Annotated in this window: 29 protein-coding genes; 11 read left to right on the top strand and 18 right to left on the bottom strand. The window is 70.0% G+C overall.

All coding sequences use genetic code 11. The features are described from left to right. Positions 1–69: 69 nt before the first annotated feature. The gene (locus QM728_RS03790; RefSeq protein ID WP_415030717.1) at positions 70–879 is read right to left on the bottom strand and encodes a cytochrome c biogenesis CcdA family protein; all 810 of its coding nucleotides are present in this window, start codon (positions 877–879) and stop codon (positions 70–72) included. A gap of 9 nt (positions 880–888) precedes the next feature. Then, positions 889–1,602: a DsbA family protein gene (locus tag QM728_RS03785; RefSeq protein WP_415030716.1), complete on the bottom strand. Its 714-nt coding sequence runs from the start codon at positions 1,600–1,602 to the stop codon at positions 889–891. Positions 1,603–2,176: 574 nt separating this feature from the next. Between QM728_RS03785 and QM728_RS03780 the strand changes: the two genes are divergently transcribed. From QM728_RS03780 to QM728_RS03770, 3 genes are all read left to right on the top strand, one after another. Then, positions 2,177–3,079 (top strand): DUF222 domain-containing protein, encoded by a 903-nt coding sequence (locus QM728_RS03780; RefSeq protein WP_415030715.1) that lies wholly within the window; start codon positions 2,177–2,179, stop codon positions 3,077–3,079. 188 nt (positions 3,080–3,267) lie between these two features. Beyond that, positions 3,268–3,831, top strand: a complete 564-nt coding sequence (locus tag QM728_RS03775; RefSeq protein ID WP_415030714.1) for a GNAT family N-acetyltransferase — start codon at positions 3,268–3,270, stop codon at positions 3,829–3,831. A 7-nt stretch (positions 3,832–3,838) separates the two neighbouring features. Next, positions 3,839–4,720, top strand: coding sequence for a DNA-3-methyladenine glycosylase family protein (locus QM728_RS03770; protein WP_415030713.1), 882 nt, complete (start codon positions 3,839–3,841; stop codon positions 4,718–4,720). Here the strand turns inward: QM728_RS03770 and QM728_RS03765 are convergent. Continuing rightward, positions 4,705–5,400, bottom strand: a complete 696-nt coding sequence (locus tag QM728_RS03765; RefSeq protein WP_415030712.1) for a response regulator — start codon at positions 5,398–5,400, stop codon at positions 4,705–4,707. The genes QM728_RS03770 and QM728_RS03765 overlap by 16 nt on opposite strands. Further along, on the bottom strand, positions 5,390–6,607 hold the full coding sequence (locus QM728_RS03760; RefSeq protein ID WP_415030711.1) for a sensor histidine kinase: 1,218 nt from the start codon (positions 6,605–6,607) through the stop codon (positions 5,390–5,392). The genes QM728_RS03765 and QM728_RS03760 overlap by 11 nt, the downstream gene beginning before the upstream one ends. A gap of 177 nt (positions 6,608–6,784) precedes the next feature. Between QM728_RS03760 and QM728_RS03755 the strand changes: the two genes are divergently transcribed. Further along, the gene (locus QM728_RS03755) at positions 6,785–6,976 is read left to right on the top strand and encodes a hypothetical protein (RefSeq protein WP_415030710.1); all 192 of its coding nucleotides are present in this window, start codon (positions 6,785–6,787) and stop codon (positions 6,974–6,976) included. 26 nt (positions 6,977–7,002) lie between these two features. Continuing rightward, positions 7,003–8,448, top strand: coding sequence for a cytochrome P450 (locus QM728_RS03750; protein ID WP_415030709.1), 1,446 nt, complete (start codon positions 7,003–7,005; stop codon positions 8,446–8,448). Positions 8,449–8,452: 4 nt separating this feature from the next. Here the strand turns inward: QM728_RS03750 and phoU are convergent, their stop codons facing one another. The 7 genes from phoU to QM728_RS03715 form a co-directional block, all read right to left on the bottom strand. Beyond that, a complete protein-coding gene (phoU, locus tag QM728_RS03745) occupies positions 8,453–9,118 on the bottom strand; it encodes a phosphate signaling complex protein PhoU (protein WP_415030708.1) in 666 nt (221 codons plus the stop codon). Between the two features lie 61 nt (positions 9,119–9,179). After that, the gene (pstB, locus tag QM728_RS03740) at positions 9,180–9,956 is read right to left on the bottom strand and encodes a phosphate ABC transporter ATP-binding protein PstB (protein WP_415030707.1); all 777 of its coding nucleotides are present in this window, start codon (positions 9,954–9,956) and stop codon (positions 9,180–9,182) included. A gap of 29 nt (positions 9,957–9,985) precedes the next feature. Beyond that, positions 9,986–10,894: a phosphate ABC transporter permease PstA gene (gene pstA / locus QM728_RS03735; protein ID WP_415030706.1), complete on the bottom strand. Its 909-nt coding sequence runs from the start codon at positions 10,892–10,894 to the stop codon at positions 9,986–9,988. Position 10,895: 1 nt separating this feature from the next. Then, positions 10,896–11,930, bottom strand: a complete 1,035-nt coding sequence (gene pstC, locus QM728_RS03730) for a phosphate ABC transporter permease subunit PstC (RefSeq protein WP_415030705.1) — start codon at positions 11,928–11,930, stop codon at positions 10,896–10,898. A 23-nt stretch (positions 11,931–11,953) separates the two neighbouring features. After that, the gene (gene pstS, locus QM728_RS03725; protein ID WP_415032826.1) at positions 11,954–13,018 is read right to left on the bottom strand and encodes a phosphate ABC transporter substrate-binding protein PstS; all 1,065 of its coding nucleotides are present in this window, start codon (positions 13,016–13,018) and stop codon (positions 11,954–11,956) included. A 169-nt stretch (positions 13,019–13,187) separates the two neighbouring features. After that, positions 13,188–13,940, bottom strand: a complete 753-nt coding sequence (locus QM728_RS03720) for an N-acetylmuramoyl-L-alanine amidase (RefSeq protein WP_415030704.1) — start codon at positions 13,938–13,940, stop codon at positions 13,188–13,190. A gap of 21 nt (positions 13,941–13,961) precedes the next feature. After that, entirely contained in the window at positions 13,962–14,351 is a 390-nt protein-coding gene (locus QM728_RS03715; protein ID WP_415030703.1) for a hypothetical protein, read from the bottom strand. Between the two features lie 60 nt (positions 14,352–14,411). Here QM728_RS03715 and QM728_RS03710 point away from each other — a divergent pair, with 60 nt between their 5' ends. Both QM728_RS03710 and QM728_RS03705 read left to right on the top strand, forming a co-directional pair. Then, positions 14,412–15,029: a phosphoribosylanthranilate isomerase gene (locus tag QM728_RS03710; protein WP_415030702.1), complete on the top strand. Its 618-nt coding sequence runs from the start codon at positions 14,412–14,414 to the stop codon at positions 15,027–15,029. After that, positions 15,026–15,658 carry a hypothetical protein gene (locus tag QM728_RS03705; RefSeq protein ID WP_415030701.1) on the top strand — a complete coding sequence of 211 codons (633 nt, stop codon included), beginning with the start codon at positions 15,026–15,028 and terminating at the stop codon, positions 15,656–15,658. The genes QM728_RS03710 and QM728_RS03705 overlap by 4 nt, the downstream gene beginning before the upstream one ends. Here QM728_RS03705 and QM728_RS03700 read toward each other — a convergent pair. After that, positions 15,633–16,076, bottom strand: coding sequence for a hypothetical protein (locus QM728_RS03700; protein ID WP_415030700.1), 444 nt, complete (start codon positions 16,074–16,076; stop codon positions 15,633–15,635). The genes QM728_RS03705 and QM728_RS03700 overlap by 26 nt on opposite strands. Positions 16,077–16,140: 64 nt before the next feature. On the opposite strand from QM728_RS03700, the gene QM728_RS03695 reads away from it, so the two are divergent. From QM728_RS03695 to QM728_RS03680, 4 genes are all read left to right on the top strand, one after another. Beyond that, positions 16,141–16,902, top strand: coding sequence for an SDR family NAD(P)-dependent oxidoreductase (locus QM728_RS03695; protein WP_415030699.1), 762 nt, complete (start codon positions 16,141–16,143; stop codon positions 16,900–16,902). Positions 16,903–17,009: 107 nt separating this feature from the next. Next, positions 17,010–17,198, top strand: coding sequence for a hypothetical protein (locus tag QM728_RS03690; protein WP_415030698.1), 189 nt, complete (start codon positions 17,010–17,012; stop codon positions 17,196–17,198). Further along, complete coding sequence (locus QM728_RS03685; protein WP_415030697.1) at positions 17,198–17,377, top strand: hypothetical protein; 180 nt, start codon at positions 17,198–17,200, stop codon at positions 17,375–17,377. Before QM728_RS03690 ends, QM728_RS03685 begins: the two co-directional genes overlap by 1 nt. Positions 17,378–17,458: 81 nt before the next feature. Then, a complete protein-coding gene (locus QM728_RS03680) occupies positions 17,459–18,991 on the top strand; it encodes a phospholipase C (RefSeq protein ID WP_415030696.1) in 1,533 nt (510 codons plus the stop codon). Between the two features lie 2 nt (positions 18,992–18,993). Here QM728_RS03680 and QM728_RS03675 read toward each other — a convergent pair whose 3' ends face one another. The 6 genes from QM728_RS03675 to QM728_RS03650 form a co-directional block, all read right to left on the bottom strand. Beyond that, positions 18,994–19,635: an MspA family porin gene (locus QM728_RS03675; RefSeq protein WP_415030695.1), complete on the bottom strand. Its 642-nt coding sequence runs from the start codon at positions 19,633–19,635 to the stop codon at positions 18,994–18,996. 30 nt (positions 19,636–19,665) lie between these two features. After that, positions 19,666–20,355, bottom strand: a complete 690-nt coding sequence (locus tag QM728_RS03670) for an MspA family porin (RefSeq protein WP_415030694.1) — start codon at positions 20,353–20,355, stop codon at positions 19,666–19,668. 206 nt (positions 20,356–20,561) lie between these two features. Then, positions 20,562–21,065, bottom strand: a complete 504-nt coding sequence (locus tag QM728_RS03665; protein ID WP_415030693.1) for a hypothetical protein — start codon at positions 21,063–21,065, stop codon at positions 20,562–20,564. A gap of 88 nt (positions 21,066–21,153) precedes the next feature. Continuing rightward, a complete protein-coding gene (locus tag QM728_RS03660; RefSeq protein ID WP_415030692.1) occupies positions 21,154–22,059 on the bottom strand; it encodes a hypothetical protein in 906 nt (301 codons plus the stop codon). Positions 22,060–22,063: 4 nt separating this feature from the next. Further along, positions 22,064–22,663, bottom strand: coding sequence for a hypothetical protein (locus tag QM728_RS03655; RefSeq protein ID WP_415030691.1), 600 nt, complete (start codon positions 22,661–22,663; stop codon positions 22,064–22,066). Between the two features lie 9 nt (positions 22,664–22,672). Then, on the bottom strand, positions 22,673–23,383 hold the full coding sequence (locus tag QM728_RS03650; protein ID WP_415030690.1) for a TetR family transcriptional regulator: 711 nt from the start codon (positions 23,381–23,383) through the stop codon (positions 22,673–22,675). Positions 23,384–23,437: the final 54 nt, after the last annotated feature.

The raw sequence follows: 23,437 nt of genomic DNA, 5'->3' as shown, positions 1-23,437 counted from the left end.
CCCTTTATTAGAGATATCTCTCTAATATATAATGGGCTCGCGTGGTCGGCAGTCAACCGGTGGACGCGGCTACTTCGAGCGCCGTCGACGTCGAAGACCCGCCCAGGCGGCTCCGAGGGCCGCGGCGACGATCAGCACGACGGCGATGTCGGGGATGCCCGACGTCGTGCGCATGATCCACGACTCGACGCGGAACAGCGTGCTGGCGCCGACGAGGCCGCCGAACGACGTCGTGCCGTCGGTCAGCAGCAGCAGGATGCCGACGACGATGGTGAGCAGCCCGCCGACGACCGACGTCCAGGTGTTGCTCCAGCGACCGATGCGCAGCTCGCGCGGGCGCACCAGGCGTTGGATGACCGGCAGTCGGTCCCACAGGGCGGCGAGGATCAGCAGCGGCACGACCATGCCCGCCGCATAGACGAGCAGGATGATGCCGCCCATGAGTGGGTCGCCGCTGATCGCGGCGTAGCCGAGGACCGCGCCGACGAGCGGACCCGAGCAGAAGCCGCCGGCGAGTCCGTAGACGGTCCCGAGGGCGTACACCGCGGCCGTCGACGTCCCGTCGGCGCTACTCGCCCGGGACAGCGTCGGCAGCGGGATGCCGAGCAGCATCACCACGCCGAGCAGGATGACGATCGTCGCGACCACCCCGACCAGCACCGCCTGGTGCTGCTTGACGAAGGCGCCGAAGGTGCCGGCGAGAATGCCGAACGGAACCAGCGTCGTGATGAGGCCGAGGTAGAAGATGCCGGTCCGTGCGACGAGGGCACCGGGGCTGGTGAAGGCGTAGGAGAAGAACGCCGGCAGCAGCATGACCGAGCAGGGGCTGAGCAGCGTCAGGACACCGCCGAGGAATGCGCCGAGCAGCCCGATGCTCATCTGTCGGTCCTACTTTTCGGCGTTCTTGATCGCGGCGTCCAGGAAGGTGCGGAACTCGTCCTCCGGTTGCGCGCCGGACAGGACCGCGTTGCCGGCGACGAAGAACGGCACGCTCGGTACGCCGAGTCTCTGCGCGGTGTCCGTGGTCTGGCGCACCTTGTCGCGCAGTGCCGGGTCGTCGAGGTCGCGGGTGAACCGGGCGATGTCGGGGACGCCCGCCTTTTTCGCGAAGTAGACGAGGCGGTCGCGCGGCAGGTCGGGGTGCCCCTTCTCCGGCGCCTCGGCGTAGACCGCCTTCGTGTACGCGAAGTACTTGCCCTGGTTGCCGGCGGCCCGCGCGGCCACGGCCGCGTTTTCGGACTGCTCACCGAAGAAGGCGACGTCGTTCGACTCGAACCGCACCTTGCCCGGCTCGATGTACTCCTTCTCGATGATCGGGAGGACCTTGCGGTTGAAGACCGCGCAGTACGGGCAGCGCAGGTCGGTCCACAGCACGAGGACCACGGGCGCCGCGGGGTCGCCCATGCCCATCGGGTCACGGCCGTCGCGGCGCACGACGGGCATCTCCCCCGGCTTGTTCGGGACCTTGCCGGTGGCGGCCGGTTTGTCGTGCGCACGGTCGGGGTTGCCCGTCGTCCGGGCGATCGCGACGAGCGCGACGAAGACGGCGAGCGCCACCACCGCGATGATCCACGGCTTCCGGCTGGAGGTCGTTGTGCTCATGCTCAACATCTATCGGTATTCGGTTGGATCACCAAATCCGAATGGCCTGTCTTGATCTGAACCTTGTCAGACCCCTGTGTCATCATCGGTGTAACAGATTCGAACTGGTATTCGATAGACAGGTAAGAGCACAACACGTTGGCAAGGGAGGACACCATGCAACCCCACGACCTCACCACGCTGGTGGCCGAGCTGTCCGACGACCTCGCACCCACCGCTGTCGAAACCGGCAGCGGCCTGGGCGCCCTGCTCGCCGCTGCCGAACCCCTGGTCGACGACGAAGCCCTGGTGGAGGTGATGGCCACCGGGTTCCGCCTGGCCACCATCGCCCACTATCTGATGGCTGCTGCCGCCAGTCGCGCTCAGGCCAACGGGCTGGTAGTGCGCAAGCAATTCCACTCGGGTCGCGACCTACTGCGACAGTTGCCGCTGGCGCCATCGACGGTCAGCAAACTCGGCCGGTTGGGAGACAACCTGGCGGCCCTGCCGCACCTGGCCCGCGAAGTCCGCGACGGCGACCTGACGTTGGAGCACGCTGATGCGGTCATCCGGGGTTGCCCACATCTCCACCCGCATGGACATCGACGCCTTCGACCAGGTGAAAGACGCTGTCGCCACGAAACTCCTGGCCCACGCCCGCTTGGACGCACCATCACAGATTTCGGCTGCGGCCCGCGAACTCGCCCACCAACTCGCCCCCGCCCACCCGCCGGTAGTGCCGCCGGCGGAAAACCCCATGCTCAACGAAGCGTCGATCGTCCAGACCGACGAAGGACGCGTGCGCCTCGAAGCCGACCTCGACCAGCTGGGCGGAGAAAAACTCATCACCGCACTCGACGGCCTCTCCAAGCCGATCCCCGCCCCCGACGGCGGCCGCGACCCCCGCACCCGGGCACAACGCTTGGCCGATGCCCTCGTCGACATGGTCGACGCCTACCTGGACCGACCCGACCGACCCATATCCGGTGGCGTCGTCCCCCACGTCAGCATCACCGTCCCCCTACCCACCCTCACCGGCAACGGTGAGCAGCGGCCCGAGACCCCGCGCCTGGGCTTCACCGGCGCCATCAGCACCGCCACCGCCACCGAACTGTGCTGCGGCAACCCCGAACTATCGGCAATCGTGATGGCCGACTCAGTGCCGCTCGATATGACCAAGAACGTGCGCCTCGCCACCGGGGCGGTGCGACGCGCCCTGATCGCCAGGGATCAGGGCTGCCAATTCCCCGGCTGCGGCAAACCCGCCTCCTGGACCGACGCCCACCACATCCAACCCTGGTCCGACGGCGGCCTCACCGAACTCAACAATCTGGTCCTGCTGTGCCGCTATCACCACCACACCGCCATCCACGCACAACATTGGGAAGTCGCCATCGGCCACGATCACCACCCCTGGTTCAAAGCTCCCAACACGACCAACTGGATCCGGTGGCACCAACGACGAACCCTCACCACCCAAACCACCGCCGCCGCCTGAAAACCCCTCACCCCGACCTCACAAAACACCCACCCGAAACGTCTACGAGATGAAGTGGTCCCCACGGACTACGCACGTTGATTGAGAACTACATAAGGACCGTCGACCGGCAACGGTCGGGATCGACTCAGTGGCTACGGGGGTCGGTCCCGACCACCGCCGACCCGATCCGGACTAGCGTGGACGCCATGCCGATCGTGCCCATCGACGACACGAACCGGGTGGACGCCCACCGGGTGTTCGCACGCGCTTTTCACGACGACCCACTGATCCGCTGGCTCGTCGCGAACCCGAAGCGCGACGAGGCGATGTGGCGGTTCAGCGATGTCCACCGCTCGCCTGGCGCGTCGAGCCTGTACCTGGACGACGACGGCCGCGCGGTGGGTGCCGCCTGGTGGGATCCGCCCGGCTATCGACCGGCGGTGAACCGCGCGTCGCTGACCTTCCACGCGATTGTCACGCTGCGTAGTCGCATGATGCGGGGGGCGACGATCGAGGAAGTGTTCCCGCGGTACCGCCCGCGCGAGCCGCACTGGTACCTCTCGACGCTCGGGGCGGTCGAGCAGGGCCGCGGCATCGGCAGCGCGCTGCTGCGGCACCGACTGGACCAGATCGAGGGGCCCGCCTACCTGGAGAGCTCCAACCGCGTGAACATCCCGCTCTACGAAAAGTTCGGCTTCACCGTGGTCGACGAAGTGACGTTGCCGAAGAACGGGCCGACGGTCTGGCCGATGCTCCGGCCGGCACAGTGAACACCCCGTGACTCTGACCCGCACCTGGTCACCGGCCTTTCCCCTCGACCCGCGGGCGACTCTGGGCGCCCACCGTCGCGGCACCGGCGACCCGACGATGCGGTACTCCGACGACGGATCGATCTGGCGCACCTCACACACCCCCGACGGCCCCGGCACCCTACGACTGCGGTCCCACTCCGGCACGGTCGACGCCCAGGCGTGGGGAGCGGGTGCGTCGTGGCTGATCGACCGCTTCCCCGACCTCCTGGGCGCCGCCGACGATCCCGAGGCACTCACCGCGATGACGGTGGACCACCCCGTCGTGCGAGAACTCCAGTCCCGCGGCACCGGCCTGCGCCTGGGTCGCAGCGACCGCGTCTGGGAGGCACTGGTGCCGGCGGTGCTGGAGCAGAAGGTCGTCGGCACCGAGGCGTGGCGCGCCTGGCGCTACCTGGTCCGCAAGTTCGGCGAACCGGCGCCGGGGCCGGCCGAACAGCTCTGGGTGCCGCCCCCGCGCCGCGACTGGCCGCAGATCCCCGTGTGGGACTGGCACCGCAGCGGCGCCGAGCCGGTTCGGATGCGGACGATCGTGCGGGCCGCGGGCATGGACGTCGAACGCGGCGCCGACCACCTCACCGCACTGCGCGGCGTCGGCCCGTGGACCGCCGCGGAAACCCGGCGACGCGCGCTCGGCGACCCGGACGCGGTGCCCATCGGCGATTACCACCTGCCCGCCGTCGTCGGCCAGACGCTGATCGGCGAGCCCGTCGACGACGCCGGCATGCTCGAACTACTCGCCCCGTTCGCCGGTCAACGCGGCCGCATCGTGCGGCTCTGCGAGCTCTACGGCAAGCGGTCGCCGCGCCGCGGACCCCGCATGCCGGTGCGCGACTACCGCGGGTTCTGACTGCGCGGCGACACCACGCCGTGGTCGAAGGCGAACACGACCGCCGCGGCCCGGTCGCGCACGTCGAGGGCGCGGAAGATCTTGCCGATGTGGCTCTTGACGGTGACGACGGAGATGACCAGCTCGGCGGCGATCTCGTCGTTGGACAACCCGCGGCCGATCAGTTCGAGCACGGTGCGCTCCCGACTCGTCAGCCGCTCGAGCGCCTGCGCACCCGCGCCGCTCGGCGGCGGACTCGACGATCGGTAGGTGTCCAGCACCCGGCCGGTGACCGCCGGGTCGAGGACCGCCTCACCGGCGGCGACGAGCCGGACGGCGCGGATCAGCTCCTCGGCCGGCGAGTCCTTGAGGACGAACCCGGCCGCCCCGGCGCGCAGCGCCTCCGACAACAGCTCCTCGTCGCGGAATGTGGTGAGCACCAGCACCGGCGGAGCCGGTCGTCCGTCGCCATCCGCGGCGCGCAGCGCCCGGGTGGCGGCCATCCCGCTGACCCGCTTCATCCGCAGATCCATGACGACGACGTCCGGCTCACACCCGGCGACAGCGGCGGGCACCTCGTCGCCGTCGCCGCACTCGGCGACGATCTCGAACCCGTCGCGCCGACGCAGGATGCGCCGCAGCCCGGAGCGCACCAGTTCCTGATCGTCGACGAGGACGACGCGAATCGGGTCAGCGTCCACGGACGACCTCCTGGATCGGGCACGGCGCCGCCGCATCCGCCGCTGCGGCAAAGCGGGCGTCGACGACCCACTCGCCGTCGACCGGACCCGCCCGGAACGTCCCACCCAGATTGGTGACGCGCGACGCCATCCCGGACAGACCCAGCCCGGCCGGCTGCCTCGGGACGCGCACACCGGCGCCAACCGGGTTGGCGACGCGCACCGCGACACCGCCGTCGGCGGACGGCGCGACGGCGACCGTGACCGGCCGCCCCGGTGCGTGCCGCGACGCGTTGGACAGCGACTCCTGCACGACGCGGTAGACGGCCAGCTCGGTGGCCGAGGACAGGACGCCGGCGGGCAGCGCGCAGTGGTAGTCGACAGTCGAGCCGGCACGCCGGAACCCGGCGATCAACGAGTCGAGGTCGGCCAGGGAGGGCTGCGCGGTTTCCGGGGTGCCGTCGTCGCGCAGCAGCTCGATGGTGCGGCGGACGTCGCCCATCGCCTCGCGCCCTTGCGACTCGGCGTCGCGCAACGCCTCGATCGCCTCGTCGACGTCGCCCGGTTCGCGGCCCGACTCCAGCGCCCGACGGGCCGCGGTGACGTTCAGCAGCACGATGCTCAGCGAGTGGGCGACCACGTCGTGAACCTCGCCGGCGATACCGGCACGGTCCACGACCTGCTGCCGCTCGTGCTCGCGGTGCTCGGCCTCCATCGCCCGCAGCTGCTGTTGCATGAGCTGCCCGGTGATCCCGCCGAAGCAGACCATTAAGACCATCAGCCAGCCCTGCTCGGCGACGCCGCACACCACGCCGCCGATCGCCGCGGCGACGAACAGGGCGAGGTAGGCGACGGCGCGCCGGAAGTCCGAGACCGCGGTCGTCATCGTTGCACCCAGGACCAGGATCAGCGGGGCGACATCGCCGTGGACCGGGAGGAGCCAGAACAGCACGACGGCGGCGATGTAGTGCACCGGCATAAGCGCCACCATCGGCCGGTGGAACTGGACCACCGAGGCGAACGACGGTGCCGCCCCCACGACCAGTGCGGCGACGATGACCAGCCAGTCTCGCGCGTCCAGGTCCCCGGCGTGCCCGATGACGCGCTGTCCGGCCGCGAACAGGCAAAAGAAGAGCTGACCCGCCTGCGCGATGAGCATGTAATGCGGCGGGTAGTCGTAGCCCGTCAGCGCGAACATGTGACGGTAGCGGTCGAACAACCAGGCCATCCTTGCGATCCTAGCCCCGCCGAGCGCCGGATTCCTCCGCCCACGGGCGGATTCCTCCTCCGCCCCGAGGCGGGCGGAAAGATCGTCCCGCGGCCCGCTGATCTGCGGCGATGACCCCCATAGCGTCGATGACAGACCCGGCGCACCCGCTCCGGGCTCGGCACAAGGGAGTACGCCATGTTGCTAGCCGTCTTCATCGCCGCCGTGGTCGGCGAAGCCCTGTTCCTGCTGCTGCGCGACACGAACGGCCTGGACTACCGGGCCCGCGAGTTCTCCGCGGCACTGCACGACCGCGAGGTCCGCCACGACCGCGAGGTCAAGGCCGCCCGGCGCGCCCTGCAAGCCGGCCCGCGCCACCGCGTCGCGTAATACGCTGGGAAGCCTGGAGGCAGCCCATGACGACCACCGTCGCACCGTCGCAGTACACGGACCTCAAGCACTGGTACCTTGCACCGCCCGACGCCCGCTCGGGCATCGGCGCGCCGGGTGCCGACGCCGGCCCGGTCGCCCTCATCCGCCCGAAGCGGTTCCGGCCGCTGGGCGAATTCTCGACGTCGCTGGAGTTCGTGACCCGGCAGGGCGACCTGCTCTTCGGCGACGCGGTGCGCGCGGCCGACCGGTCCGGCGGCGACATCCTGCACTACCGGCTGCGCGGCGGGCCCGGTCCCGTCGTCGTGCTGTACGACCCCGGCCACATCAAGACACTGATGACCGCCGACGAGGCCGACGCGCCGTCGGCCACCCACCAGTCGCCGCTCGCCCCGATCGTCGGACCGGAATCGGTGCTGACCTCCGTCGGCGAGCGCCACCGCCAACAGCGCGCGCTGCTGCTCCCCCGCTTCCACGGCAAGGCCGTCGCCAAGTATCAGGAGAGCATCCAGCGGGCCACCGACGACGGCCTGCGGTCGTGGCCCGTCGGCAAACCCGTCCCGCTCGCCGACATCGCGCAGAGCATCACCCTCGACGTCATCATGTCCGCGATCTTCGGACTGCCCGACCCGCGCGAGGCCACCCCGGCCGAGCGGTCGATGCGCACCGCGATCCTGCGGCTGCTCGGCCTGTCGACGACACCGTTCGCGACGATCACCCAGCTGGCCAACGCCCGTCGCGAGGACCCGGTGGGCGCGCTCAAGGTCGTGCTGTCGATGGTGGACAAGACGGTGTACCGCGTGATCGCCGAACGTCGGGCGGCCGGCGACGCCGAGCAGCGCGACGACATCCTCGCGCTGCTGATGACCGCCACCGACACCGCGGGCGAGCCGCTGCCCGACAGCGAGATCCGCGACGAGCTGATGACGCTGCTGCTGGCCGGTCACGAGACGACGGCGAACACCGTCGCGTGGACCTTTGAACGACTGACCCGCACCCCCGACGTCTACGCGCGGGCCCGCACCGCTGCGCGCGCCGGCGACGAGGACTACGTCGAGGCCGTGATAAACGAGTCGATGCGGGTGCGCCCGGTGGTGCCGATCGTCGCCCGCGAACTCATGGCGCCCTTCGACTTCGGGGCGACGCGCGTCGGCGGCGACGGGATGACCGCCCTCGTCAGCATCCTGCTGCTGCACCACCGCGACGACCTGTACCCGGAGCCGTTCGCGTTCCGCCCCGAGCGGTTCCTCGGCGTGCGGATCAACCCGTACGAGCTGATGCCCTTCGGCGGCGGGATCCGCCGTTGCCTGGGCGCGCCGCTCGCGATGGCCGAGCTGCAGACCGTCGTCGGCGAAATCCTGCGCCGCGTCGACCTGCGCACCCATGACCGTCCCGCGGAGAAGCCGCGACACCGCAACGTGACGATGATCCCGGGCAAGGGCGGGCTCGTCGTCGCCGACGCGATCGCCTAGCTCGTCAGTTCTCCTCGGCGACGACCTGTTCGGGCGTCTTGCCCGTGGCCTGGAAGACGACGCGCCGGCCGACGGCCACCGCGTGATCGGCGAAGCGCTCGTAGTACCGGCCGAGCAGGGTGACGTCGACCGCGGCGGCGACGCCGTGCGGCCACTCCCGGTCCATCAGCACGGTGAACAGGTGCTTGTGCAGGTCGTCCATCGCATCGTCGTCGGCGCCGAGGGCCAGGGCCGCCTTCGGGTCGAGCGTGCCGAGCACCTCGTGGGCGCCGTGGGCCAGGCGGACGGCCAGGCGGCCCATCTCGGCGAAGTAGCCGCGGACCTCTTCGGGTAGCGCCGGCTCGGGGTGGCGCAACCGCGCGACCTTGGCGACGTGCAGCGCCAGGGCATACATCCGGTCGATGTCGGCGACGATCTGGAAGCCGCTGACGATCTCCCGCAACTCGCCGGCCACCGGCGCCTGCAACGCGAGCAACTTGAAGGCCTGGTCCTCGGCGGCCGAGCTCAGCGTCGCCATCCGCTCCTGGTCCTTGAGCAGGTCCTCGGCGACCTCCAGGTCGGCCTGCAGGAGCGCGTTCGTGGCGTGCTCCATCGTCGTGCCGGACAGCTCGCACATCTCGCCCAGGATGCGGTTCAGCGCGGTCAGTTGTTCGTGGTAGGCGGTACGCATCGGGTGCCTGCTTCCTTGGTGGTACTGGTGATGGGTGGTGCGGGGGTTGCCGGGCCGGGGGTCAGCCGAAGCGGCCGGAGATGTAGTCCTCGGTCTCCTTCTTGGTCGGATTGGAGAACATCGCCTCGGTGTCGTTGAACTCGACGAGCTGGCCGGGCTGGCCGACGCCCTCGAGGTTGAAGAAGGCGGTCTTGTCGCTGACGCGCGCGGCCTGCTGCATGTTGTGGGTGACGATCACGATGGTGAACTTTTCCTTCAGCTGGCCCATCAGGTCCTCGATCGCCAGCGTCGAGATCGGGTCGAGCGCCGAACACGGCTCGTCCATCAGCAGCACGTCCGGCTCCACCGCGGTCGCCCGGGCGATGCACAGGCGCTGCTGCTGTCCGCCGGACAGGCCGCCGCCGGGCTTGTCGAGCCGGTCCTTTACCTCGTCCCACAGGTTGGCGCCGCGCAGGCTGCGCTCGGCGACCTCGTCGAGCTTCTTGCCGTCGCGCTCCCCCTGCAGCTTGAGACCGGCGACGACGTTGTCGCGGATGGACATCGTCGGGAAGGGGTTGGGCCGCTGGAAGACCATCCCGATGGTGGAGCGGACGCTCACCGGGTCGATGCCCTTGGCGTAGATGTCCTCGCCGTCGAGCAGCACCTCGCCGGTGGCGTAGGCCCCCGGCGTGACCTCGTGCATGCGGTTGAGGGTGCGCAGCACCGTCGACTTGCCGCAGCCCGACGGGCCGATGAAGGCGGTGATCTTCTTCGCCGGGACCTTCAGTTCGACATCCTTCACGGCGAGGAACTTGCCGTAGTAGATGTTCAGGTCGGAGACGTCGATGCGCTTGCTCATGGGTGTTGGGGTTCCTTTGCGGGGTGGAGTCAGGACTTCTTGGGCGCGAAGACGGTGGACACGACCTTGGCGGCGGCGTAGACGACGGTCACCAGCAGAACGAGGGTCAGGGCGGCGCCCCACACCCTGTCGAAGGCACTGGGGCCCTGGCCGTACTGCTGGACCATCATCAGCGGCAGCGATTCCTGGTTGCCCGCGAAGGGATTCCAGTTCATCGCCTTGGTCGAGCCGACCAGGATCAGCACCGGGGCCGATTCGCCCATGACGCGGGCGATGGCCAGCATGACGCCGGTCACGATGCCGGACAGGGCGGTGGGCAACACGATCCGCGCGATCGTCTTCCACTTGGGGACGCCCAGCGCGTAGGACGCCTCGCGCAGGTCCTGCGGCACGATCTTGAGCATCTCCTCGGTGGAGCGCACCACCAGCGGCATCATCAGCAGCACCAGGGCGATTGCCACGAGAAAACCCATTCGGGGCAGGCCCAGGGTCGTGCGCCACACCGCGTAGACGAACAGCGCCGCGACGATCGACGGCACGCCGGAGAGAATGTCGACCATGAAGGTCGTCGTGCGGGACAGAAACGACTTCCCGTCGCTGTACTCGACCAGGTAGATCGCGACGAAAATGCCCAGCGGCACCGAGATCAGGGTGGCAAGCAAGGTCTGCACGAGGGTGCCCACAACGGCGTTGGCGGCGCCGCCGTAGCGCTCGGACCGCCCCCACCAATCGGGGTCGAGGATCGGTGAAAGCCCGTGCCACACCAGGGTCGTGAGCAGCCACAGCAGCGGGATGATCGCGATGACGACCGCGACGACCACGGCGCCGCGGGCGATCGAGTTCACCGTCTTGCGACGGCCGCTGATCGGTTTGAAGCTCGACCCGGGCCGGTTGAGCGAACCGCCCAAACCGTCCGGCGTGTCGATGATCGTGGTCATGTCAGGCCTGCCTTCTGCCGACGATGCCGCGCGCGGCCGCGTTCACCAGGAACGTCAGTACGAACAGGGCCAGGCCGGCTGAGATGAACGCGCCGGTCTTGGCCGGCGAATCGAACTCGGCGGCGTTGTTCGCGATCTTCGTCGCGAAGGTCTCGCCGCTCTCCATCAGGTTGAAGTCGATCGGTCCGGTGTTGGAGATGATCAGGTACAGCGCCATCGTCTCGCCCAGTGCGCGGCCCAGGCCGAGCATCGAGCCGCTGATGTAGCCGGAGAACCCGAACGGCAGGACCGCCGTCCGCACGACTTCCCACTTGGTGGCGCCGAGGGCCAGCGCAGCCTCACGGTGCGCGACCGGCGTCTGGATGAACACCTCGCGGGTGACCGCGGTGATGATCGGCAGGATCATCACCGCCAGCACGATCCCGGCGGTCAGCAGGGTGCCGCCGGTCGACATGTTGGTGACGTTGTCCTTGGGTGTCCGGAAGAAGGGCAGCCAGCCCGCGTTCGTCACCAGCCAGTTGTTCACCGGGACCATCGCCGGACCGAGGACCAAGATGCCCCACAAGCCGTAGACGATCGACGGCACCGCGGCCAGCAGGTCGATGAGATAGGTGACCGGCGCGACCATCCGCTTGGGCGCGTACTCGGTGAGGAACACCGAGATGCCCAGCGCGATCGGCATGGCGATGGCCAGCGCGATCAGCGACACCAGCAGCGTCGCGTACAGCAGCTTGGGGATGCCGAACTTGAGCGCGCCGCCGCCGACCTCCCAATCACCGGAGTAGGTGAAGAAGTTCGCCTCGTTGTCCACCAGCGAGGGCGCCGCGGAGATGACCAGGAAGGCCGCGATCAACGCGATGACGACCGAGACGAGGATCCCCGAGCCGACCGAGAGCCGGCGGAAGACCACATCACCCAGGCGGCTGCTCGCCGATCCGGTCAGTTTCGACGGGGGCTGCGGCGCCGACGATGCCGAACGTCGGACATTCGGTCCGGCATCGTCGGGCTTCTGGCGCCCGGCGGGCACGGGGGTCATGGGATCTCTGGCCGTCACTTCACTCAGCGCAGCGCGTCGATCGTCGGCTTCAGGCGGGCGCGGTAGCCGTCGGGCAGCGGCACGTAGCCGAGCTCGGCCAGACCGGCCTGACCCTTGTCCAGGATGGTGGTGAACGCCTGCTTGAGGGCCGGGGCGATCGCGGCGTCGGAGTAGCCGGCGCTGCAGACGACCGAGTACGGGGTCAGCAGCAGCGGGTAGGCGCCGGGCGTCTTGGAGGCGAACAGCGCCTCGGCGTCGACGACGAGGTTCTTGGCGCCCTCGTCGGTGAACCTCACCGCGTCGAGTGCCTTGGCGGCCGACTCGGCGGTCAGCTTGACCGGGCCAATGCCGAAGTCCACCGAGGCGACGCCCAGGTTGTTCTCCGTGGCAAAGCCCCACTCGACGTAGGTGATGGCGCCCGGGGTCTTCTTCACGGTGTCGCCGACGCCGGTCGACTTGGATGCCGCCGACCCGCCCTTGCCCTTGAACTCCTTGGAGTGCTCGTAGGACCAGGCCTGCGGTGCGGCGCTGCTCAGGAACTTCTGGAAGTTGTCGGTGGTGCCCGAGCTGTCGCTGCGGTGCACGGCGACGATCTTGGTCGACGGGAGCGCCGTGCCCGGGTTGAGAGCCGCGATCTCCTTGTCGTTCCAAGCGGTGATCTTCGAGTCGAAGATCTTCGCGATGACGGTCGGCGAGAGCTTCAGGTCCTTGACGCCGTCGAGGTGGTAGGCCAGTGCGACCGGGCCGGCGACCAGCGGCAGGTGCCACGCGTCGTTGCCACCGCAACGGGTCTTGGCCTTGGCGGCCTCGTCATCCTTGAGCGGCGAATCCGACCCGGCGAAGTCGACGTCGCCGGCGAGGAACTTCTTGATCCCGTCGCCCGAGCCGCTGCCGGTGTAGTCGAGCACGGCGCCGCCGTCGTCGGTGAGCACCTTGCCGAAGTGCTCCATCGCCTTCTGCTGGGCCGTCGAGCCCTCGCCGGTGATCGTCGCGCCGTCACCGCCGCCGCTGCACGCCGACACAGCCAGGACGGCTGCCACTCCTGCCATTGCCGCGCTCACGCGGACACCACTGCGCTGGATTCCCACCATCGACCTTCCGTTCGGGCGGCCCGCATCCCGGGCTCGTCGAAACGGACGCTATGGGGTCGGGATGGACGGTCGACGGCGCCGAGGTGAACGCGTTACAAAAGACGAGTGACCGCTCGGGTGTGCCAGGTCACATCCAGGTGAACGGCGGCGTCAGCGCCCGCAAGGTTCAGCCGCAGCGACGGGGCAGCGCCGCGACGACGCCGTCGCTGATGCCGCGGGCGTAGGCGGCCAGCGCGGCGGGTCCGACGGGGATCGAGCCGCCCGCGCCGCCGGCCGGTCCGAACTCGTTGTAGGCCCACGGGGTGTTCGTCGCCAGCAGGGAGATGATCGGAATGTTGCCGGCCCACAGCGGTGCGCGACCGCCGAAGTTGTTTTTCCTCACGGCGACGCGGTGCCCCTCGGCGCGCGAGCGGGCGGCCGCCATCGCCTGCGCGTAGCGCTCGCTGGCGGCGGCGGTGGCCGCGTTGGTGAACACGATGCGGCGCGGCTTCCCGTCGGGCCCGGCGCCGCTGCGGTACAGGCCGACCCGCTGCGGGAACACCGCGTTGACGCCGGGGCTGGTGTGGATGCTGACCCCCAGCGCCGCACCCGCCCGCTCGGCCCGGGTGACGCGCCCGCGGTAGCTGACGCTCTCGCGCACCGATGTCTTCAGCAGCACGACGCGGTACCCGCGGCCGCGCAACGTGGCGGCCACCCGCTGGGCGACGGCGAAGACGTTGCCGTCCTCGGCGCCGTTCGGGTAGTCGATCTGCGCGGCGCCGGTGACCGGGTCGAAGGAGTCGATCTTGACCGGGTTGTGCCCGGGGTCGAGGGCGACGACCGGCGACGCGCACGGCGCGAAGTCCGAGGAGCCCGGGGCTGCCGACGCCGACGCCGGCACGAGCACGGCGGCCGCCAGGAAACAGCCCAGAACGGGCACGCGGCGATTCAATCCGCGCACCTATCCGCGCCGGCCGAAGCCGAGGGCGCCCGCGACGCCGCGGCCGACCTGCTCGACGGCGTTGACCGGGGCCAGCGCGGTGTCCATGATCCCGACGATCCGCTCGACCCGGGTGACGATCACCTCGAGCCGCGACATCAGGTCCTCGGCCCGGTCGGACATGCCGTCCAGGCGGTCCATGGTGGTCGAGACGCGGTCGAGCGAGCCGTCGAAGGAGCCGAGCGTCTTGTCCATCGACCCCATCGTCGCGTTGAGCGAATCGAGGGTCTCCCCCATGCCGCCGAGGATGCCCTCGACCTGGTCGACGGTCTCGTCCGCGGTCAGCGCCGCCCGGGTGAGCTTGCGCAGCCGCTGCCGACCGCTGCGGGGTGCCTCGTCATGTTCTGCCATGGGCCGATTATCGCGCGGCGCGCCGGCTCGTGTCCCGGCAACGCGATTACGCTGGCCGGTGTGTACGTGAAGGTGTGCGGGATGACCACGGTCGACGCCGCGCGGGTGGCCGTCGACGCCGGCGCCGACGCCGTCGGGGTCGTGATGAACCGCACCAGCCCGCGCGCGATCGACGCCGCGCTGGCCCGCGAGATCATCGCCGCGGTGACCGATGACGTCGACACCGTGCTCGTCGTCAACGACATGTCCGCCGCCGACGCCGCGGCGCTCGCCGTCGAACTCGGTGCCGACGTCCTGCAACTGCACGGGGCGTATGCCGCCGACGACTTCGCCACCGCCCTGACGCACCTACCGCGCGTCTGGCGCGCCACCTCGCTCGCCGCCGACCCCGATCTGACCGTCGGCGCCTACGGCGAGGAGGCGCTGCTGCTCGACGCCGCGCGCCCGGGCTCCGGACACCGTTGGGACACCGCGGCCCTCGGCGACGGCCCCGCCGGGCACTGGATCCTGGCCGGGGGCCTGTCCCCGGCGAACGTCGCCGAGGCGATCGCGGCGGCCGACCCGTGGGGCGTCGACGTGTCGTCCGGGGTCGAGTCGGCACCGGGGATCAAGGACCACGACGCGATCCGCGCCTTCGTCGCCGCGGCGCGCACGGCCGGAGGAGCAGGACGCCCATGAAGCTCTACGCAGACACCCCGATGCGCCGCAGTCGGCAGATCTTCGGCGACCTGTGGGTCCTGGCCTGGGTCGCGATCTCCGTCTGGCTCGCCACCAAGGTGTACGCCGTGACGATGGCGCTGGCGGTGCCCGGCCGCAAGATCGAGAGCGCCGCCAAGTCGATGGGCGACAAGCTGCGCGACGCGGGCGGCGGCGTCGACAACGTGCCGGTCATCGGCGACAAGATCGCCAAGCCGTTCAACGGGGCCGGTGGTGCCGCCGACTCGCTGGCCGACGCCGGACGCAGCCAGGCCGAGGTCGTGCACACGTTCGCGTGGTGGCTGTCGATCGCGGTGGCGATCGTCCCGATCGTGATGCTGCTGTCGATGTACATCCCGCTGCGGCTGCGGTTCGTTCGCAAGGCCAGCACCCACGTCGCGCTGCGCGACACCGAGTCCGGCATCGACCTGCTGGCGCTGCGGGCCATCACCAACCAGCCGCTCAAGGTCCTCTCGGGCATCTCCGACGACCCCGCCGGCGACTGGCGCGACGGCAATCAGCAGGTGATCCGCGCGCTGGCCGCCACCGAGCTGCGCGACAGCGGGCTCAAACCGAAAGCCGTCGTCACCCCGCGCCGCGCGAAGTCCTGACGCCCCGCCAGGCCCCCACCGCCACCGCCGCCGGGACCAAGGCCGCGATCCCCAGCACGACGGCGTTGCCCGCGTTGACCGCGGTGCTCAACGCGGGCGCCGGGTGCGCCGCGTGGTAGAGGAAGTGCGGCAGCGCGAACGCGAACAGCCCCAGCGCCGCGGTCACCACGACCTCCCGCCGACCCCACGCCGCGGCCACCAGGGCGACGACGCCCGTCGCGAGAAACCCAGCTCCGGCGTCGCTGGCGAGATGGTGGTTGAACGGCGGCTCAGCGGCGACCAACAGGGGCCCGAACCCGGGGAAGGTGTCGAACCAGTGCCGGGTCGCGACGACCGCCCACGTGCCGACGACGACCTGTGGCAGACCCAGCAGCACCAGGACGACCCGGGTCCAGCGCGGGGGATGTGTGTTGTCCATACCCGATATTCGCACCGAACCGTACTTCTGTAACGACGATCCGCGCCGCGGATAGAGTGACCCCATGCCCATCACCGACCTGTTCTCCGTCCACGACAAAGTCGTCATCGTCACCGGCGCCTCGTCCGGCCTCGGCGTCGCCTTCGCCACCGCCTTCGCCGAGGCGGGCGCCGACGTCGTCCTCGCCGCGCGCCGCACCGACCGCCTGGCCGAGACGGCCAAGGCCATCGAGCCGACCGGGCGCCGCAGCCTCGCCGTCGAGTGCGACGTCGCCGATCCCGGTGCGTGCCAGCGCGTCGTCGACGCGGCGATGAAGGAGTTCGGCCGCGTCGACGTCCTGGTCAACAACGCCGGGGTCGGAACCGCGATCCCGGCGACCAAGGAGACCCCCGACCAGTTCCGCCAGGTCATCGACGTCAACCTCAACGGGTCCTACTGGATGGCGCAGGCCTGCGCCAAGGTGATGGAGCCGGGCAGTTCGATCATCAACATCGCCTCCATCCTCGGCATCACCACCGCGGGCCTGCCGCAGGCCGCCTACAGCGCGAGCAAGGCCGGCGTCATCGGTCTCACCCGCGACCTCGCGCAGCAGTGGACCGGCCGCAAGGGCATCCGCGTCAACGCGCTCGCACCGGGCTTCTTCAAGTCGGAGATGACCGACGGCTACGCCCCCGGCTACCTCGACGCGCAGGCGCCGCGCATGCTCGCCGGCCGCACCGGCGACCCCGCCGAGCTCGCCGCGACCGCCATCTGGCTGGCGTCGGCGGCCTCCGGTTACGTGACCGGCCAGACCATCGCCGTCGACGGCGGCCTGACCATCACCTGACCCCCCGCGGGCACGGTTGGGATCTTGGTCCCATCCCACGCGGGCCGTGCGGTGGCGATATACATTTGTACGGATCGCCAATTTGTTTCTACGAAGGAGACTCCCCGATGAAGCGACGTCTTTCCCTCGCAGTGGTCAGCGCTGCGGCCGGTATCGGCCTCGGCGCCCTGACCATGGCGCCGGCCATGGCTGCGACCCCGCAGCAGGCGGCCGACGCCCAGACCGCCGCCGGCTGGCGCATCTGCGTCTACGGCCCGCCGGTCGGTTCGATGACCTTCGGGTGGTGCTACCCGTGATGCGCCGGAAGTCCGCCCTCGCCGTCGTCACCGCGGCAGCAGCCCTGGGCCTCGGCTCCCTCGCGGCCACCCCCGCCCTCGCGGCGACCGGTCAGCAGGGCCCGGCCCAGACCACCGGTGTCAGCATCTGCTGGCACGGGCCGTCCTTCGGCTCGGTCAGCATCGGCTACTGCTTCTAGCAGCCCGAGACATCTCGACCACAGCGCCCGCCGCCGGACTTCCGGCGGCGGGCGCTGTCGCATCGTGATAGACACGGCGCTATGGCGAACGGACCGTTCTCGGGGCTGACCCGACGTGAACTCTTCGCCGCGGCCTCCGCGGTGGGCAGTGCCGCGGCGTTGTCGTCGCTGGCCGGACCGGTCATCGAGGAGGCGTACGCCGCCGATCCGGCGGGCACCGGCTCGCTGAAGGACATCGACCACTTCGTGTTCTTCATGCAGGAGAACCGCTCGTTCGACCACTACTTCGGCACGATGTCCGGCGTGCGCGGCTTCGGCGAGCCGTCGGCGGTGTGGAAGCAACGCGGCTGGGCACCCGGTCGCGGTCCCAGCCGGCGCGGCTACACCCTCCCGTTCCGCCTGGACACCATGCGCGGGCCCACCCTCGACGGCGAGTGCATCAACGACCCCGACCACTCGTGGGCCGGTATGCACCGCGCGTGGAACGGCGGCCGCAACGACGGCTGGTTGCCGATGTCGGTCGATTCGGTCGGCGCGGCGAACGCCCCCGCGTTGATGGGGTACTACACCGAGCGGGACATCCCGGTGCACCGGGCGTTCGCCGACGCGTTCACGATCTGCGACAACTACCACTGCTCGGTGCTCGGGCCGACGAGTCCCAACCGGCTGTACTGGATCAGCGCCCACCTCGATCCGGCCGGCACCCGCGGCGGGCCGGTCCTGCACACGCCGACGATCCTGCCCAAACACGTCTACCGGTGGCGCACGATGCCGGAGAACCTGTCCGAGGCCGGCATCTCCTGGAAGGTCTACAACAACCGCGACCAGGGGCCGATCTCGACGGCCCTGCTCGACGGCATGATCGGGTGCTTCACCCAGTCACGCGATCCGGACTCCGAGTTGGCCCGGCGCGGCATCGCGCCCACCTACCCGCACGACCTCGCCGCCGACGTCAAAGCCGGGCGGCTGCCGCAGGTGTCCTGGGTGGTGCCGCCGCTCATGCAGTGCGAGCACCCGGCGCTGCCCGCCGCGTTCGGCGCGGCCGGACTGATCGACCTGCTGCGCATCCTGACGTCGAATCGTGCGGTGTGGGAGCGCACGGCGCTGATCGTGAGCTACGACGAGAACGGCGGTTTCTTCGACCACGTCGTGCCGCCGACCGCTCCCCCGGGCACGCCGGGCGAGTACGTGAGCGCACGCGAGCTGCCGTCGGCGGCCAAGGGCATCCGCGGTCCGATCGGGCTGGGCCACCGGGTGCCGGCGCTGGTGATCTCCCCGTACAGCCGCGGCGGATTGGTGGCGTCGGAGGTCTTCGACCACACGTCGCAGCTGCAATTGATCGAGCGGCGGTTCGGCGTCGACGTGCCGAATCTGACGGCGTGGCGACGGTCGACGACCGGGGACATGACGTCGGCGTTCGACTTCGCCGCCGCCCCGCGCGCCGGGCGGGTCCGACTGCCCGATCCGGGCCCGAAGATCCAGGCGGCCGTCGCCCAGTGCGGGCCGAACATCGCCGCGGGCACCGCAACGCTGGGCGCCCCGTACCCGGTCCCGCCGAACCGGATGCCGGTTCAGGAGCCGGGCACGAGGCGCGCGCCGAGCGGAATGGTCTAGCTCTAGCCCATCGAGAAGGGCTTGCCGTACATGGTGAGGCTCTGGCCGACGTAGTCGGTCTCGATGAAGACCTCCAGCAGCGACCGGGCCTGCGCGTAGCCGGCGCAACCGTTCAGCGACAGCTGCGAGTTGGTGTAGCTGTAGCGGCCGCGGGTCACGTCGTCGTAGACGACCTTGGGGGTGTGCTTCTCCTCGCCCCAGTCGTCGAGACGCTCGACCTCGGTGAGGTAGTAGGTCGCCGCCTGGCCGGGGCCGAGGGTCAGCGAGCCGCCGGCCTGGGACGTGTTGTTCGAACCGTTGAAGCCGTGTGTGCCGCCGCCGCCGACGAGCTTGACCTGGCATCCGACGATGTAGCCGGGGCGGATCTCGACGCGCTTCCACTTCTTGTTGGCGGTCACCTCGTACTTGCCGCTGACCGCGGCGTTGCGGTGCGCACCGGTGGCGCCCATGGACCCGTTGAGGATGGCGCGCTCGTTGGTGCGGCGGATGGTCACCTTGGTGCCGTCGTGCAGGGTGGCGTTCTTCACCTGGCCTGGCAGGTGGATGATCCGGCCCGCGTCGGCCTGCGGCGCGGCGACCACACCGGCGGTCGCGGCGGCGATCGCGGCGGCCACCACGGTGACGCTCTTGAGCTGAGAGTTCATGTCGTTGCTTCCTCGATGTCTCTGGGGCGATCAGCCGATGGAGAAGGGACGGCCGTAGAGGCTGACCTTGCGGTGGTTGTTGCCGGCGGCCTCGACGGCGACGAAGGAACGGGCCTGGGCATAGCCGGCGCAACCGTTGATCTCGAGGCGCTTCTGGCGCCATTCGATGTAGTAGGTGCCGGGCTTCTCCATGCGCTTGCGGTCCATGACGACGTAGGAGACGTCGCCCGGGGCGAGCGGGATGTTGTTGGTGAAGGTGCCCGACGGACCGGTCTCGTTCAACCCGCCGGAGATGCCGATGGTCATGCTGCTCAGGGCCACCTGGCAGCCGACGACGTAGCCGACGAAGGTGAATGCCGACGGGCCGCCCCACAGGGCTCCGGGGGCCGCCATACCGTTGGAGCCCGGCTGGGCGTTCTCACCCTGCGAGCCGTTGCCGCGCGGGCCCTTGCGGGTGTCGATGTCCTTCGCCACGATCTTGGCCTCGCCGCTCAGCCACGCGGTGCGGCTGGCGCCGTTGGCGGCGAGCGACGGGGAGACGCGGGCGTACTCGCCGGTCTTGATGATCTTGATGCCGTCGCCGTTGACCTTGCCGTTGGGCAGGCGGACGAAGCGGTCCGCCTGCGCCGCCGGCGCCAGCGCGCTGCCGAGTGCCACGGCGAGCGCGACGGGGGCCGCTGCCAGCGCCCAGCGCCGACCGCTACCGGTGAGTGATGCCATCTGTCTTCGTCCTCCATGAACCAGGGGGTCGCATCCGCGATCCCTTCGACTCGCGAAACACTACGGAGGCGACGTGACCAAATGGTTACCCGGGCCCAGTGGGGGATGAAGCATCGCGGTCGGGTTGGTGAACGAAAGGTGAACGACCTGCAGCAATTCGGTTAGCAAACGCGCAAAACGGACATTCGGTGACTAATGTCGCACTGTTATCCCGCGTCGAGCGAATCCACCGCCGTCGTCGCCTCCTTGATCCAGCGCACCGTCTCGCGGAGTGCGACGAATCCCGGCAGGCCGACCGCGATCAGCGCCACCAGCAGCGGAGCCGCCGCTTTGTCGTCGATGGCATGGGTGAACCCGTCGGCGACGTTGCCGAGCACCAGGAATCCCCCGGCGATAAGCGCGACGATCCCGGCCGCGCGCGAGCGGAACAGCAGTGCCAGCAGCGGCGGGACGATCGTCAGCGTGTAAACGAACGCGATGAACCACGCCATCGCCGAGTTCGGATTGGTCAGCACCGAGTAGGCGTCGAGGTGTCCGTCGTCGGTGTGGGCGTGGTCGTGGGTGTGGTGGTGGTCCGAGTCGCCGGCGGCGAGCTCGCCGACCGCGGAGAACAGGTGGACGACCGCGAAGGCGAAGATGCCCAGCGCCGTGAGAACCCAGGCGAAGGCCGCGTTGTGCCGGGCGTTGGACGTGACAGAGGTGTCGAACATGAGGTGGGCTCCTGATCTTTATTGGTAATGGTTCCCAATAAGAGCAGATATGGGTGGCCCAGGCAAGGCGTTCCGGGGTCCTACCCGCTCAGCAGTAGCCGCGCGGCAGGTTCTTGCGCTGCGCCGCGAGCCAGCCGGCGATCGTGTTGAGGGCGGTGATGCCGCTGTCCATCGTCGTGCCGTTCCCGAAGGTGACCATGGCGACGGCGGTCTGCGCGCCGTCGCGGTGGGTGATCAGCGCGTTCTGCCGCACGACGTAACCGCCGGCCGCGCCGGGCCCCCAGCCGCCCTTGACCTCCGTCGGCGACCGCCAGGTCGCCGCGCCCCACTGCTGGGACTGCCCGACCTTCCCCATCAGATCGCGCACGCGCGCGCCGTCGCGCAGGCACGCGAGTCCCGCGGTGAACCGCGCCGCGTTCTCCGCCGACCACGACGTCTGGCCGAAGATCGTGTACGGCGGCCGCTTCGCAACGGCCGGGACCATCGTGCGCGGGTCGCCCGCCTCGCGCAGCACCGCGGTGACGGCGGCGGCCGCCTCTTGATCGGTGCCGAGCGAGCGCCACAACGCCTGCGCCGCGTCGTTGTCCGACGCCGAGATCGCCGCGACGGTCTGCGGCAACATCCCGCCCTTCTTGCGCTCGGCGGCGATGGCCAATGGCACCTTGATCGTCGACCAGGCGACTTGCGGTGCGGGGTCGCCGATCACGATCGGCTTGGCCGGAACGCCGACCGGGGCGATGGCGATGACCGTCTTCTGGCTCAACCCCAGCGGTTCGAGTCGCTTGTTCAGGCCGAGCGTCGCCGCGCCGAGGGCACCGAGCGCCTGCGGCATCGTCGGTCCGGGCGCGGGTCGCTTGACCGAGGGAGGCGCGCTCGAGGGCGCATAGGCGCTCGACGTCGCCGGCGGCGCCGTCTTCTGGTCGGTGGCACAGGCCGACGCGGTCAGGCCGACGGCCAGCGCGGCGACGAGGCACGGGACAACCGGGTGGCGCATGCCTCTAGTAGATATGCACGACCGCGTCATTGCCGCCGCGACACACCACGATGCCCCGTTCCGGGGTGCAGTTCATCGTGTAGGTCTGCCCGGTGACCGGGCTGCCGGCGGTCACCGTTCGCGCCTCGCCCTTCGACCCGGCGGCCAGGTAGGCATTGCGCACGGCCGCCGCGAACGGACACGAGGTCACCGATGTGCCGACGCCCACCGTCTCGTCACACGGCGTGGAATCGGCCGGCGGGGTCGCCAGCGACGCCGTCACCGACTCGGTCACGGTAACCGGCGGTTGCGCGGAGTCCGCACCGGACGACGTCAAGAGGAAGTAGGCGCCGGCGGCGAGGCCGAGCAGGAGCACCCCGGCCAACAGACCGATCAACAGTCCGTTCCCCCGCTTCGGCGCGGTCGAGGGCGCCGGGTACGAGGGCGCCGGGTATTGAGGCGGCGTCATCATCGGCTGGGTGTACTGCGGCTGGGTGTACTGCGGCTCGGTGTACGCGAGCGGCTCGGTGGGCGCCGGAAACTCCGTCGTCGGCGGCGCGAACTCCTCGGTCGGCGGCGCGAACGCCTGCGTGCGGTCGACGTCGTCCGGGCTGCCCTCAGTCATGGGAGAACCCTAGCCCGCGCGGTCGGGGTCCCACCGGGACATGCCCAGGAACACCAGGACGAGCTGGCGCTTGGCGCGCTCGACGACCTCGTCCGCCGCCGCGGCACCGCGATACTCGCCGTCGAGCAGGTCGGCGACGGCGGTCAACATGATGGTGACGATCAGGTCGGCGACGAGTTCCAGGTCGTCGGGCGCCCAGGCCGCCATGTCGGGCATGCGGGCCAGGTCGATGGCCAACTCCTTGGCGAAGAGCCGCAACTCGGTGTCGATGGCCCGACGGATCTCGGGCACGCCGCCGTGCTGTTCGCGGATGAGGAAGCGGAACTGCGCCTCGTTGTCGCGCATGTGGTCGAGCAGGATTTCCAGCGAGTTCGTCGCCGTCGGCAGCGCGTTGCGGGAAGCAAGGTCGCGCCGGCCCTCGCGCAGCGTCCGCCGCAGCACCCGCATCGAGTCCTCGACGAGCGTGACGCCCAGGTCCTCCATCGAGGTGAAGTGGCGGTAGAAGGCCGTCGGCACGATCCCCGCGCCGCGGGCCACCTCGCGCAGGCTGAGCCCGGCGAAGCTGCGGTCGGCGACGAGGTCCATCGTCGTGTCCAGCAGGGCCTGCCGCGTGCGGTTCTTCTTCTCCGCCCGCGACTCCGGCTCGCGGGACGTCGACCGGCGCGACGAACCGCGCGAACGGCTCGTCGTTCGCCGCCCTGGATCGTCAGCCGCAGTCACAAGGCGAGAGTCTACGGCGGTGATGGTCGTCACAGAGTTACCCCTTGACGGAAC

The sequence above is a fragment of the Gordonia sp. (in: high G+C Gram-positive bacteria) genome (genome assembly GCF_047602025.1).
Classification (GTDB): Bacteria; Actinomycetota; Actinomycetes; order Mycobacteriales; family Mycobacteriaceae; genus Gordonia.
This window is presented reverse-complemented; position numbering and strand designations above follow the sequence as displayed.